The organism is Pseudomonas sp. LB3P93 (assembly GCF_054898025.1).
On record NZ_CM142713.1, the window covers coordinates 6,523,312 to 6,537,168 of the forward strand.

Here is a 13,857-nt window from a genome sequence, read left to right on the forward strand (position 1 = left end):
TATGCGCGTACTGCACTTTTACAAGACCTACCTGCCGGACTCTATGGGTGGCATCGAACAGGTCATTTTTCAGCTGTGCGAGAGCGGTGCGCGGCACGCGATCGACAGCACGGTGCTGACCTTGAGCAACAACCCGGCGCCTGGCGCATTGCAGATCCATCAGCACCAGGTTCATCAGGCCCGGATGGATTTTCAACTGGCCTCCACCGGTTTTTCCTACAGCGTCTTCAAGCAGTTTCGTGAGCTGGCGGCTGAGGCCGACGTGGTGAACTACCACTTCCCCTGGCCTTTCATGGACCTGGTGCATTTTTTCAGCGCCACCAAAAAGCCCTGCGTGGTGAGTTACCACTCGGACATCATTCGCCAGCGCCATTTGCTCAAACTCTACCGTCCATTGATGGGTCGTTTCCTGGACAGCGCCGATCGAATCGTCGCGGCCTCCCCCAACTACTTTCACACCAGTGATGTGCTCCAGGACTACCGTGAGAAAACCCGGGTCATCACCTATGGGCTGGACAAGTCAGGTTATCCACAGCCCGACGCGGCACGTACCGAACGCTGGCGTAAAAAGGTGGGAGACCGGTTCTTCCTGTTCGTCGGCGTCATGCGCTACTACAAGGGCCTGCATATTCTGCTCGATGCGATGCAAGGGCTGAATTATCCGGTGGTGATCGTCGGCGCCGGACCGCTGGAAGCCGAACTGCATGCACAGGCCAAGGCATTGGGATTGCAGAATCTGCACTTCCTGGGGCGTTTGGGCGACGAGGACAAGGTTGCCTTGCTGGAGTTGAGTTACGCGGTCGTGTTTCCGTCGCACCTGCGCTCGGAAGCGTTCGGCATCTCGCTGCTCGAAGGCGCGATGTACGGCAAACCGATGATCTCCAGCGAAATCGGCACTGGCACCAGCTACATCAACATCCACAACGAGACCGGGCTGGTGGTGCCGCCGAGTAATCCACAGGCATTCCGTGAAGCGATGCGAACGTTGTGGGAAAACCCGGTGCGTGCAGCGCAAATGGGCGTGAAGGCTGAGGCGCGTTATCGGCAGTTATTCACAGCCGATGAAATGGGCCGCAAGTGGTCGGCGCTGTACGAAGAACTGCTGGAAGAAAAATCCCTGTCCTACGCCTGATCGCTGTTCTGTGGGAGCGAGCTTGCTCGCGATAGCGGTGTATCAGTCGACATCGATGTGAATGTCAGGCCGCCATCGCGAGCAAGCTCGCTCCCACAAGGGACTAGCTGTGTGGCGAAGGTTTGGGTACGGCGACGTTATCCAGCATCCGATTCACCGCCAGCTCGGCCAGCATGACAATCTGCTGTATCGCCATCGCCTTGTGCCGGTGCGGTCCTTCCAGATAATCCGCGAAATCACTCGCCATCACACTGGCCTGAGCCAATGACTCGCAGGTGTGGGCCAACAGGTCTTCGTCTTTGATGTCCGGTGCGATCATGAACATCGTGCTTGGCTTGCGGGTATCGGGGGATTTGAGGGCGGACGGGTTGAGGTAGTGATCCAACGCGCGCTCGGCGGCCTCGTTGAGTTTTTTGGAGTCGATGGATTCGTAGGGGGAAACGTCGTCGGTTTCCGGGGGATTTGGTGTTTCTTTGAACATGGTGACACTCCGAATGAAAGGTTTGGCTGCCACTGATCGCTGCGACGCGATGTGAAGGAGGCAGCTGTACGCGGGGTCGCAGACCGAGCCATTCGGAAACTCGGCATACCCGAAGGTATCCCGCGCACAGCCACCATCAAGCAAACGACTAGCACCGAAGCGCTGCGGTTTGGGCCGGCGATTATGCACCAAATGAACTGAACGGACTGCGACGCCCGGTCGCTGATGAGCAGCGACGTCCAAAGCCTATCCCCCCGGCTTCCGACACAACAACCGCTAGAACGTGTCGGAATCGTCCCTAGGAACGCTCATGTCCGTAGGACCTTCGCTGAATTTCTCAGGCCAAACTTGGCCAAATGTGGGAGCGAGCTTGCTCGCGATGGCTGTTTAACATTCAACGTTGAAGTTGCCTGACACACCGCTATCGCGAGCAAGCTCGCTCCCACAGGGATTTGTAGTGTTTATGGGTTTGTCACAGGTCCAGCACCAACGGCTGCGAACCCTGCGCCGGTACCGCGCAACAAATCAGCACCTCTCCAGCATCGGGCACCTCCGCCGGGGGCTGTGGATAATTCACCTCCCCGCTGATCAAGCGAGTCTTGCAGGTCCCGCAGGAACCACCGCGGCAACTGAATTCCGGGCGCAATCCGCGGCTTTCCGCCAGCTCCAGCAAACTGCCACCATCCGGCTGCCAGCGCGCCTCTTTGGCTGAGCGCTGGAACACCACGGGCACCGAAACGGTGGCGGCCGGTGGTTGCTGGATGACCACGGCGTCCGGGTCCGGCGTGCGCCGCAGCGTTGACGGGCCAAAGGTTTCGGCGTGAATCCTTGCGTCGCGAATGCCCAGATCCCGCAGAGTGTCATACAGCCCTTGGGTAAAACCGCCCGGGCCGCAGAGGACAAAATCCACTTGGTCGTAGTCTTCCACTTCAAGAATCGTCTTGAGCAGGTCGGCGTCAATGCGCCCGGTCAGGTCGAAATCTTCACCCTCAAGGGCGTCGGGCTCCGGCTGACTGAGCAACCGCAGCACGCGCACCGCGTCACCGAGGCCGTGAAGCAAGCGGTCCAGCTCCGGACGAAACGGTTGATCGGCCAAGGTTCGCGAACTCTGGAAAAACCAGGTTGGCCGTATGCTCCGCGTGCGCAGGCCTTGATAAACCACCTCACGCACCATAGACAGCAGCGGCGTAATGCCGACGCCAGCGGCCAGCAGCACCAGCGGCCGACGCTCATTGGCTGCCACAGTGAAATGCCCCTGAGGCGCCCGGGCTTCCAGCACATCGCCGACCCGGATCTGCTCATGCAAATGCGAAGACACCAACCCGTCCCGCTTCACACTGATACGGAAAAAGCCATCGGACGGCGCGCTCGACAGGCTGTAGGTGCGGATATGCACATCACCCGCAATGTTGAATCGCAGGGGCAAATGCTGCCCGGCCTGAAACACCGGCAACCCGGCGTCATCGGCAGGCTCCAGATAGATCGAACGGATGTTGTGGCTTTCCCGTTCGATGCGCGCCACCCGTAGCGGCCGCCAGTGATCGCCCAGGGCCTTGGCTTGCAGGCGTGCATTCGCCTGCGCCCAGGTGCCAGTCATCAAACTGGTGGGTGACACGCCATCAAAGCGCCAGCGCAAGGCCAGTGCCGCAGGCCGGCGCACCACGCGCTCCACGTCGAAGGTCCACAAGCGCTCCGCCCCCTGAAAGGCTTCGACTTGCGGGCCTTCGAGGATGACTTGCGTGCGGCCGCTGAGGTGCAGCAGGTCGCCCGAATTGAAATCGATGAACAGTAAACCGGCACGAGGATTGATCAGCAAGTTGCCCAAGGTGTTGAAGAACAGGTTACCGGCGAAGTCCGGGATGGTCAGGCGATTGCCTTCCACCTGGACGAAACCGGCCTGGCCTCCCCGATGGGAAACGTCCACCGAGCGTTGGCCCTCGACGTCCACATAACTGGCGACAAAGAAGGTATCGGCGCCGGCGATCATGGCTTGGGCCGCCTCATCCAGCCCATCGAGTTGCTGCGCCACACGGGTCGCCGGATCCGCCAAGGGCACCGAGCGAAACTGGCGCAGTTGAATGTATTGCGGACAATTGCCGAAAGATTGCTCAACCGTCACCCCGAAGCCATTCGCCGTCACAGCGCCGACTCGGCCATTCATACGGTTGCGACGCCGGGTGTGCAGCTCAATACCGAGCAGCCCGATCGCCGCGCCTTCTTGCAATTGCGCAGGGTCGTCGCTGCCGGGCAGGCTGGCGAACTGCAACAGCGCAGGCGCTGGAGAATGAGCAAAACCCGGCGGCCCTTCCAGAATACTGGCCCAAGGGTTGCCGTCAGCATCCACCGCGCCGTACAGCATGAACGGCAGTTGCTGATAGAACAGGCGGTGCTGATCCGGCATCTCGCCGCGAATCACCCTACGACCTAATGTGTCCATGCGCTCGGCCACACCCACGTGAGCCTGCAACTGTTTCTCGCCTGCGTGCCAAGGTGAACGGTCCATAACGGCTTCTCCCCCTGCGCTCATCGCGCAACCAAAACGGCCCGACTGAGTCGGGCCGTGAGCTTCAGGCAGTTTTTTGCAAACCGGCGACGGTGCGCGGCATGCCGACAAACCCTGGCAAGGCTTCGATGCGCGCCAGCCAGGCGCGGATGTTGGCGTAGTCATCCAGCGACACGTTGCCTTCCGGCGCATGGGCGATGTAGCTGTAGGCCGAGACATCGGCAATGGTCGGCTCGTTGCCGACGAGGTATTGGGTTGCGGCCAGTTCCTGATCGATCATTTTCAGCCAGGTGTGGGCGTAAGCGATCGTCTCTTCAGCGTTGTAAGACGCACCAAACACCGTGATCAACCTTGCTCTTGCCGGGCCAAAGGCAATCGGCCCTGCGGCGATCGACAACCAGCGCTGAACCCTGGCCGCACCGACCGGATCGGCTGGCAGCCAGCGACCGTTGCCGTATTTCTGCGCCAGATAAACCAGAATCGCGTTGGAATCGGCCAGCACCACGCCTGAATCATCAATCGCCGGCACCTGACCTAACGGATTGAGTGCCAGGTAATCAGCTTGCTTGTGCGCGCCCTTGGCCAGATCAACGAAGATCAGCTCGGTTGGCAGTTGCAGCAGGGACAGCATCAGCTCCACACGGTGAGCGTGGCCAGAGCGAGGGAAGTTGTAGAGTTTGATGGCTTGCATGGTCGACTCCGCTGGGTAGTGGCGCCTTCAGGGAAGATCAGCGCCGATGGGAGCTATCTTCCCCTCTCAACCAAAACAACAGAATAACCAGCAAACGCAATCCATTATTTCAAACAGCGCAATAAACCGTCAGCCGTGCAGGGCCGGGTGCTCACGCAACGCCCTCACCGCAAAGTCCACAAAACTGCGAACCCGTACCGGAGCCTTGCGACCTCCCTGGTAAACCACATGAATGGGCAATGGCGGCAGTTCATAGTCAGCCAGAACGATTTCCAGCTCACCGGAAGCCACCTTGCCCGCCACTTGATACGACAGGACTCGGGTCAGGCCCAGCCCCATGGCGGCGGCAGTGATAGCCGCCTGGTTGGCGGTAACCACGAGACGCGGTTCCGGACGAACGCTGATCGGCTCCCCCGCCTCAAGGAACGGCCAGGTTCTCAGTTGGCCAATGGATGAGGTGGCGATAATCGGCGCCCCGTTCAAATCATTAGGGTGCCGAGGTTTGCCGCGGCTCGCCAGAAACGCTGGAGATGCGCAAATCACCCGCCGCACCTCGCCTACCCGGATTGCATGCTGATTGCTGTCAGGCAACTCACCGATGCGCACGGCCACATCGATGCCCTCCTCGACCATGCTCACCACCCGGTCGACGAGCAGCGCATTGATGGTGACTTCAGGAAACTGATTGAGGTAACCGACCGTGAGCGGCGTGACGAACAACTCACCGAACAACACCGGTGCGGTGATCGTCAGTTGCCCACGGGGCTGGGCGTGGCTTCCGGCTGCCGAATCTTCCGCTTCCTGCACCTCGGCGAGAATCCTCCGACAATCTTCCAGAAAGCGCTGCCCCGCCTCGCTCAAATGCACACTGCGGGTGGTACGGGTGAGCAACTGCGTGCCAATGCGCTTCTCCAGCGCCGCTACCGCCCGGGTGACACTGGCGGCCGACATCCCCAAACGCCGGGCTGCCGCAGAGAAGCCTTGGTCCTGGGCGACGGCGGCGAAGACCTGCATTTCCTGGAATCGGTCCATGGCAAAGTCCTAGTGGGAGGGAGTTGATTCCCTGGCATCCGGAATCGCGGATTATTTCGGATGGCGCTTATTCCAGATTCACCTCTAATTAGGAATTTCTATATTGCCATCATATTTTGACGATAGATCGTATAAGGCAGGACAAGCGTATCAAGAACTGCAGACGGTATGAAATCTATAATCTCCACCGGAATAAGACCAAGCGTGACGGAAAACTTCTTACCCACATCAGGGGGGGCATGCAGAATACACAAGTCGTAAAAAACCCCACTGTAAACACGCGGAATTGAGTCACAATTTGTTCCCCTCTCTTTGAGATTGTGCCCAGCCACCTCATCCGAACGAAAAACCGTATTAATCGTACCGCACCCCGAAAGTAACAAACCTAGAGCTACGAGTAAGATGCTACGTGTATTTATCATGCACAGCTCCATCTATTAGCAACAACCCATCGTTCGACTACTTCGCCTGCCTATACGGTAACGACAACCACGTCCATGTCCGTTCAAAGTTTGTGGAACAATATCGTCTTCCCGATATTTTTGAATGCCTGTGTGTACTGCTTCCGCCAGTTCTCCCGCCAGTACGCCGCAGAGGGAGACCTCCCATCTGCGTGTTGGGTTTGTACGTCGCTTGAAACAACTTCCCCAGGCTGCTGCTGGCTCAGCATCGGGAACGCCATATAGGCTTTAAAATTTTTGGAATAAACGTTGTCGATCGCGATACCAGTGTAGGGGGCGTGTCCTAACAAGTGTCGGCATCCCCTATTGGACAGAATGTAGGCATGTGTTCCCTTTGCCCGGACTCGTGCAATTCCTCCTTTCCAGGTCAGCCAAACTTTCCCAAGATTCGCGCCCAAGTAGAGCAACTCGGGCTCGCGCAGGTTCATAAACGCGTTCATCTGCTTTACTTGACTCTGGTTAAACGAAACCAGCGTTGCATCATCCTCGAGAATCAGTACGCGCTGGTAGTTTCGCTGCAGGGCTAACGTCGCGCATTTGATGTGAGATTCAAAACAGCCTCGTTCTGGATTTTCGTCATCACGGTCCACAACCAAAAACTCAATGTCCAGTCCACTTCCTTCGAACTGGAGACTCAACAGCACACGGCGATCAGCCCGCTTGCGAAGACTGATGCAGAAAACGCCATCAATTTGCAGTTGACTCAAATCCTTTTTTTTCGGTAATCCGTTGTCAATCACTGCGTTCATGAGAAAGCTCCAGTTTTAAAAGACATAGCAATTCCTGATCGTGCCGTTCAGCTAAAAGCCGGGATTTGGTTGTGTAAGTGGAGCGGCTGTCGCATCACCTGTGTCCGCCATTTATTTGCGGAGGGTCAATAACCGACGTGGATACCTGACGTAATGGTCGGTGATAGACATGTTGATTGTGCGTAAGGAAGATGGAGTTTTGTGGGAGAGTGTGTGGAGATACGATGGAGATGAAATATTAATGTTGACGCGCGGCAACCATTGCTCGACGTCCCGCAATTCCTACACTATCGGGAAGTTACTGGGGAGAGGTCGGCCCAACCAAGTTAGATTGACGCCTTTGACTTCTACCCAGTACCCATTTGCTGGTTTAGTGCCACAGCTCATTAATGCAATACAAACTCCATCGGGGTCCAGCAAGACAAAGTGTCGATAGTTGATTCTTCTCTTGAATCTCAAAATAAAAATGCACTTTTTCATTATCTGGCATGCCAGCTAAGTTCGAACAAAGTTCCCCCGTTTTCCACGTTTCGGCAGGTAACGGTTCCTCCGTGTGCGAGGGCGATGGCGCGCACTACCGCCAGACCCAATCCACTGCCACACTGAGCCCGGGAGCGCGAGTTGTCACCGCGCTTGAACGCTTCAAAAATGTGCATGGCACAGCGCTCATCAATGCCGGGGCCGTCATCTCTGACTCTCAGGTAATTGATCTGATTTCGGGTGGACAGATGAACGACGACGTTCCCTGGTGTCGCGTGCCGTCGAATATTGTCCAGCAGTGCCAATAGCGCTTGGCGGATCCTCGCCGGGTCGCAGCGGACGGGGCGTCTTTGCAGGTACAGTTGCAGGACAAAACCAGCTGCCTGCAGGCTGGGCTCGAACAACCGGATATCGTCTTCTATCTCGGTCGCCAGGTTGGCTTCGCGCAGGTTCAGCTCGAGATAACCGCTGTCCGCCAAGCCGACCACCCGAAGGTCTTCAACCAACCGGGTCAACCCCTCCACCTGATTCAACAGGCTGCAGAACTGCACAGTGTCCGGTTCGAATACCCCTTCAGCCAACCCCTGCAGACGGCCGCGTAAAATAGTGAGGGGGGTGCGCAGTTCGTGTGCAATAGCCGCATTCCAAAAAGCCTGTTCTTCCGCCATGCGCTTCAATCGTTTGGCCATGCTATTAAAGTCATCGACTAACAAGGCCGCTTCGCCTATTGATTGGTCACCGGCAACGGCCTGTACTTCAAGATCGCCGTTTGCCAACTTTCGAAGGCTCGCCGCGACAGAGTTCAACGGCATGAGAATTCGTCGAGATAACTTCACGGCAACGATACATCCCACGGCCAGGCTGACAAAGGTAGTCAGGCCCATCCATACCCATTCAATATTTGAAGGCATCCATTGATCCAGCTCCTCGTTGGAGAGCGGCCAGAATGTCCATAACAATGCATAAAATACATACGAGCCGATCACCACCAGGGTGATAACGCACAACACCACGGCTGACATGGACAAAATGATCTGGCCGCTCAAACCATTGAGCATTTTCACGCGATACTCCCGAACCGGTAGCCGACGCCTCGGATACTGGCTGGCACACCCTGTAAACCCAAATCTTCAATCTTTCTGCGCAACTTGCTGATGTGACTGTCGACGGTACGTTCAAGACTGTCACTCTCAGGAGAACTGGTGGCTAAAAGCTCTGCCCGACTGAGCACTTTTTTCGGGGCCTTTGCCAACTGAACCAGCAACTTGAATTCCGTTGCCGTCAAGACAAGCGGCACCTTGTTACCGTCGATGCACACGGTAACTTCATGGCTTTCGATGTCGATTTCAAATGCATCCACCCGCAGCACGCTCGTGCCGCTGCCATGCTTGTAATCGATGGAGCGCCGTAATACCGCCTGGGTCCGGGCGACCACTTCTGCCGGGTTGAACGGTTTGACGATGTAGTCGTCGGCACCGATACGCAGCCCCATCAGTTTGTCCACGTCCTGATCCTGCGCCGTAAGCATGATCACCGGTGTGTTGCCTCGATGGCGAACCTCCGCCAGCACCATCCAGCCGTCCAGGTTCGGCATCAGCACATCCAGCAGCATCAGGTCGGGCTTGAGGGTCTGATGCATCTGCAGGGCTCGTTTCCCGTCGAGCGCATGGGCCGTGCGAAAGCCACTGCGTTTCAAATAGGCGATCAGAATGTCCGCTATATCAGGGTCGTCCTCCGCGATCAAAATGAGTGCGTGCGTTTCTCTGGCATTTCTCGTCAGGTGGGATAGAGCAGAGAAGTCATTCATATTTTGCTCGATGAATTTAAAGTCGTCTGTCGCGCACCTGATCCCACGGTGGCTGCCATCAGAATTCGCGCACGTTGATCAACCACAGATTTTCCGGCGACTGGGTGTAAGGCATGCCGTTGTTTAAAGCGTTTGCGAAAGAGTGCCTAACATCTCGTTAGCGGTAGAAATGACCGTTGCTGCCGCTTCACAGTTTGGTCGCAGAGTATACGTCCGCGTTTTCTGCGCGCGAGAATTTGAAACCAGTAATTGCAGCGTTCGCAATATTATTACCGGTGACCTCCAACTTTCTGTTGGCTGCATAGAGGCCGCTTCGGCCATTAAAAGACATACCTGCTCCACTTCTTGCCGTTTAGATTGACAACGGAGAAACCCCGTCTCCGGCATTTCTGCAGCGGGTTGCATTGTGTGCAGGGGATCATGTTGTTTTGCGGGAGGTTTTGTGGAGAAACGGTGGAGATGAGGATTTTTTACTAAGAACGGGGTATGGGGGGCGTAATAACCGTTACGGAGTTGAAACGGCCATCGGTTTTTTTAATTGTTAATAAAAAATCCGTGGTCATAACGCAAGGAAGCACTGTCTTTGGATATCTGGGGTATCGCACTCCGATAGAGCTAGCGATTGCTCGAGCACTTCTCGTGGCAGCAATGGATACTGCGCGCGCATATGCACAACATCTTCCGAAATTCACACACGGAGAATCTGGAAGATAGCTCAGCCAAAAAAATGGAAACCCCCGTAAATACGGGGGTCTTTGGATTTTGAGAATTAAAGCTGTCGCAGGTGGCCCCGCATTCCGCGGCCTGTAGCCCAGTTGTAAACAAACGCAAAACTGTCGCAGCCAAACACGCCGCGGCCTTCCGTCCGATCATGAGAATTCGTCGAGGGAGAGGCTAACCTAAGGTGTCGGCTAATCTTCCTGGCTTCCTGGCTTCCTGTTTGACCAGACTCCGCCTCACCCAAGACTCTTAGCCACTGTGAGTGATGGCACGAAGCCTTCCATCAAAGACCTGTGCACCCTATAACACACCCTGGGCTACTTCCGTGCAGGAACCTCTTCAAAACCAGCGGCGATCAGATTCGGGCGAAGTGCTTTCAAGCAAGTATGTGGCACGGCCAGCCAGAACAGGTTCCGCGCTCTGGTCACAGCAACATACCCGACGAAATATGCCCCTCCGTTTTCAGGCTCCCGATCGGCTTCATCCTCGCGGCCACAGAGCGAGTTGGCGATGGTGATGATTGGAGGCAGTGAGCGGTAATTGCGCGTGAGCTTGAAATCCTTCACCCCAGCACGGTTGTAATAAGTGCTCAGAAACGAACCGTCAGCTCCTGCGAAGCCGTAAATGCCCTGGTTCACGTCACCAATGAGCGAGACATGGACTCCAGCCTTGATGAGCAATTCCAAGATAGCCTGATGCAAGGTGCCCAGGTCCTGGGACTCATCGACCAAAAGCTGCGGATAGCGGGCGGCAAGCGCGCGCAAGATTGCAGGTTGCCCCACCAACGTTCGGTACACCCAGTACCAACCAAGCTCGTGCGTGTAGGCTCCAATGCGACCCAGGCGTTTGCGCGCCAATGTCGAGAACGTGCTGGACAAGCGTTACTGGAGTTCCGCCGGCGCTTCCGATGACAGCGAACCGGGGTTGACGCTGTCGACACCTCGGACTTATCTGCTGTCGGCGACTGTGGACTTCTGAGCAAGCAAGTTACATCGGCAATTGAATCAGGGCGGTGTGACACCGCCCTGATTGCTTTACACGCGTTACCGATCAAGCGTCGGGGATGCTTTGCAGGTCGCGGATCATCTGCTCGATGACCTGTCCTGCGTGTTCGCCATAGCCATCGGCGTCCATGTCGATCCGCCCTGAAATATGCTCGTTATGCTCATCCAGAGTGATCTCGAAAGCGACCCGGCAGGTATCGTTCGGCAATAGCTGGAGGCTCATCCACTGGTTGTCACCCAGGTCGATGCGACTGCCTTCGCTGCGTGAGTTCCAGGCGTTGAACAACTGGGGAAACGGCAGTTCGAAGCCGGCGGTACGCGTAGACATGCCTTCGGGATACAACGCTGCCGGTTCGATGTGCTGCCGCGTCGCGGCATTGATCACCGCCCGCTGCACCCGCTTGACCACTGTTGCCAGCGGTTCGTCGGGTTCATGCCGGGTACTGACCGGGATGGTATTGGACAACGGCCCCACCACAGTCTGAGCGGCAGCATCCGGGCGATTGGCGAAGGGCACTCCCGTCACTACGGTCGCGACCCCACTGACGGCACTGATTGCCCGTTGATAGATGGCCAGCAGCAGCGCAAACGGCGTCACGCGCAAGGTTTTGGCATAGTCCAACACCCGGCTGCGGGCAACGGGGGCGGTGAACTTCAGACTCTGCATGCGCCCCTTGCCGCTTGTGTTTTTGCTGCGCACTGCATCAAGTCCGTAGGGGCCTGTTCCCGGGTAGATCTCCAGCTGCTGCGCTGTGCTCACGGGCTGCTCCGGCAGGTGCAGCCCCTGGCAATAGTCGTTCCATTCCGTGCAGGAAACCGGGGGCAGGCCCCGGTAATACCGGGTGATGTCATCGATCAACAGATCAATCGACGCGCCATCGCAGGTATAGATCCAGAAACCGATCCAGACATGCAGGCCAGCCGCGTCGACCGCCGACGCGATGCGCAGCCCGGGTTCGCCGGCGTGCCGGGCGCGATAGGCGAGGAAGTCCTGATCGCTGAGCGTGGCCTGCACCTGGCCCAATTGCTCACGCAACGCCTGACGCAATGCCTGCTCAGTGGGGGCTCGGCCGATCAGGTGTTCCTGTTCCAGCTCGAACCGGGCCGCGAGGATTGGATGTCGCGCCAGGGTCTGGGCCACGGCATCGAATACTTGTGCCTGGTCACACTCTGCGCTGAAGTCCAGACGCAGGGCGCCGCAATAGGCGCGCCCTGTCTGGTCAAGCATCGCCCCGGTCCATTTTTCCCGCAGTCCCGCGACGCTGGACAGCGTCGTGAGGGGGCCCTTGAAGGGCGGGATCAGGTAGTTCTGATGCATGACGGTTTCCTAAGGCTGGGGGCTCGACGGGGCTGGCTCGAGCGCCAGGGCATTGCGTCCGGCCCATATCAGCAAGGCGCCCCCGAGCATGGCCAGCGCCGACACGGCGAAGGCGGCCACAAAACCGTTCGCGGCGATGGTCGGCACGCCACTGTTGTCAGAGACCGCCAGCGCCACGGCTGCCAGCAGGGTGACCCCGAACACCTGGAACAGTTGCTGAAGGGTGGTGGTGATGCCCGACCCTGCACCGGCGTCGGCCTCGCTAAGGTCGCTGGTGGCCAACGACTGGGCGACCGGGGCGACACAGCCGAAGCCGATGGAGGTCACCAGCATCGCCGGAAGCATTCCCAGCCAGTAGCTGTGCAGGGGCACGCCGAAGGCAAACAAGGCGAAACCCAGAGCCGAAATTGCCAGGCCGACCACGGCGGCGGCCTGCGGATTCCAGCGCTGCATGACGAACTGCGAAAGGAAGATCCCAGGGAAGAAACCCAGGCAGAAGGGCAGCCACGCCAGGCCCGTCTGCATCGGCGTCAGGCCGAGATAGTCTTGCAGCAACAGCACGCCCAGATAGAACAGGGCGCCGGAGGTCGCTGCGAGAATAGCGACGATGGCGTAACCAGCCATGCGCGGAGAGCGCGTCATCAGGCGTGCCGGAATAATGCCGTTTTCCGAACGCTTGCAACGACGCAGTACCACCGCGATGCCCAAAACGCCCAGCAGCAGAAGCGCCATGCGCTGGCCAGGAAGATGCTCAATGCCAGAACCCATCACGGCCATGACGGTCGCGGCGACGGCCACGACCAGGATCAGCGCGTTGCCCAGATCCAGAGAGGTGGAACTGCGGTGGCTGAACTTGGGAATCATGACGGCGGCAGCCACGATCAGGAGCATGACAATCGGTACGTTGATCCCGAAGACCCAGCGCCACGAGAGATAGTGCGTCAGTACACCGGAGAGCAATACGCCGATGATCGAGCCCAGGCCGCCCAGTGCTGCCCAGATGCCAAACGCCTTGCCGCGTTCGGGGCCGGAAGGAAACAGCAGTGACACCATTGCCAGTCCGGTGGCTGACGCCAGGGCTTCACCGAGCCCCTGACCGGCACGGCTGATGATCAGCACGGTGGCGTCTTGGGCGAAGGTTGCCAGTAAGGAAAATCCGCCAAAAATCACTACGCCGACCTGAAAGGTGCGGCGCACCCCGAAGGCATCGCCGATCCGTCCGCCCAGCAGCAACAGCGAACCTGCGGTAATGAGGTAGGCATTGACGACCCAGGTCAGGGATCCGTCCGTGAGTCCCAGGTCGTGTTTGATCCGTGGCAGGGCGACGTTCACCACGGTGGCATCCAGCAGCAGAATCAACTGGATGATCGAGATGACAGCGAGTGCCTGCCATCGTTTTTCGTGCAGCGTTGTGTTGGTTGGTGTGTGCATCATGTTTATCCAATCCTTAGATTTAAAGAGGTGTCGACCGGCTTCCGG

13 protein-coding genes and 1 pseudogene are annotated in these 13,857 nt (G+C 57.8%); 2 read left to right on the forward strand and 12 right to left on the reverse strand.

What is annotated here, in order from left to right; genetic code table 11:
• Window position 1 precedes the first annotated feature (1 nt).
• Window positions 2-1,132, forward strand: a complete 1,131-nt coding sequence (locus ACYZT8_RS29850) for a glycosyltransferase family 4 protein (RefSeq protein WP_461978068.1) — start codon at window positions 2-4, stop codon at window positions 1,130-1,132.
• A 103-nt stretch (window positions 1,133-1,235) separates the two neighbouring features.
• On the opposite strand, the gene ACYZT8_RS29855 is transcribed toward ACYZT8_RS29850, so the two are convergent.
• The 10 genes and pseudogenes from ACYZT8_RS29855 to ACYZT8_RS29900 form a co-directional block, all read right to left on the reverse strand.
• Window positions 1,236-1,613, reverse strand: a complete 378-nt coding sequence (locus ACYZT8_RS29855; protein WP_461978070.1) for a DUF6124 family protein — start codon at window positions 1,611-1,613, stop codon at window positions 1,236-1,238.
• A 472-nt stretch (window positions 1,614-2,085) separates the two neighbouring features.
• Window positions 2,086-4,116 carry an FAD-binding oxidoreductase gene (locus tag ACYZT8_RS29860; protein WP_461978072.1) on the reverse strand — a complete coding sequence of 677 codons (2,031 nt, stop codon included), beginning with the start codon at window positions 4,114-4,116 and terminating at the stop codon, window positions 2,086-2,088.
• A 64-nt stretch (window positions 4,117-4,180) separates the two neighbouring features.
• Window positions 4,181-4,807: a glutathione S-transferase family protein gene (locus tag ACYZT8_RS29865; protein ID WP_461978074.1), complete on the reverse strand. Its 627-nt coding sequence runs from the start codon at window positions 4,805-4,807 to the stop codon at window positions 4,181-4,183.
• Window positions 4,808-4,936: 129 nt separating this feature from the next.
• The gene (locus ACYZT8_RS29870; protein WP_461978076.1) at window positions 4,937-5,839 is read right to left on the reverse strand and encodes a LysR family transcriptional regulator; all 903 of its coding nucleotides are present in this window, start codon (window positions 5,837-5,839) and stop codon (window positions 4,937-4,939) included.
• Window positions 5,840-5,937: 98 nt separating this feature from the next.
• A complete protein-coding gene (locus tag ACYZT8_RS29875) occupies window positions 5,938-6,273 on the reverse strand; it encodes a YceK/YidQ family lipoprotein (RefSeq protein WP_461978078.1) in 336 nt (111 codons plus the stop codon).
• A gap of 71 nt (window positions 6,274-6,344) precedes the next feature.
• On the reverse strand, window positions 6,345-7,049 hold the full coding sequence (locus tag ACYZT8_RS29880) for a glycosyltransferase family 25 protein (RefSeq protein ID WP_461978080.1): 705 nt from the start codon (window positions 7,047-7,049) through the stop codon (window positions 6,345-6,347).
• 479 nt (window positions 7,050-7,528) lie between these two features.
• Entirely contained in the window at window positions 7,529-8,593 is a 1,065-nt protein-coding gene (locus ACYZT8_RS29885) for an ATP-binding protein (RefSeq protein WP_461978082.1), read from the reverse strand.
• Entirely contained in the window at window positions 8,590-9,336 is a 747-nt protein-coding gene (locus ACYZT8_RS29890; protein WP_461978085.1) for a response regulator, read from the reverse strand. The genes ACYZT8_RS29885 and ACYZT8_RS29890 overlap by 4 nt, the downstream gene beginning before the upstream one ends.
• A 190-nt stretch (window positions 9,337-9,526) precedes the next feature.
• Window positions 9,527-9,667 (reverse strand): annotated as a pseudogene (locus tag ACYZT8_RS29895) (flagellar basal body protein); the annotation flags it as partial.
• 706 nt (window positions 9,668-10,373) lie between these two features.
• Window positions 10,374-10,820 carry a UvrD-helicase domain-containing protein gene (locus ACYZT8_RS29900; protein ID WP_461978087.1) on the reverse strand — a complete coding sequence of 149 codons (447 nt, stop codon included), beginning with the start codon at window positions 10,818-10,820 and terminating at the stop codon, window positions 10,374-10,376.
• Between the two features lie 67 nt (window positions 10,821-10,887).
• On the opposite strand from ACYZT8_RS29900, the gene ACYZT8_RS29905 reads away from it, so the two are divergent.
• On the forward strand, window positions 10,888-11,034 hold the full coding sequence (locus ACYZT8_RS29905; protein WP_248804211.1) for a hypothetical protein: 147 nt from the start codon (window positions 10,888-10,890) through the stop codon (window positions 11,032-11,034).
• A gap of 72 nt (window positions 11,035-11,106) precedes the next feature.
• Here ACYZT8_RS29905 and ACYZT8_RS29910 read toward each other — a convergent pair whose 3' ends face one another.
• Both ACYZT8_RS29910 and ACYZT8_RS29915 read right to left on the reverse strand, forming a co-directional pair.
• A complete protein-coding gene (locus tag ACYZT8_RS29910; protein WP_461978088.1) occupies window positions 11,107-12,378 on the reverse strand; it encodes a condensation domain-containing protein in 1,272 nt (423 codons plus the stop codon).
• Window positions 12,379-12,387: 9 nt separating this feature from the next.
• Window positions 12,388-13,812 carry an MFS transporter gene (locus tag ACYZT8_RS29915; RefSeq protein WP_346609076.1) on the reverse strand — a complete coding sequence of 475 codons (1,425 nt, stop codon included), beginning with the start codon at window positions 13,810-13,812 and terminating at the stop codon, window positions 12,388-12,390.
• Window positions 13,813-13,857: the final 45 nt, after the last annotated feature.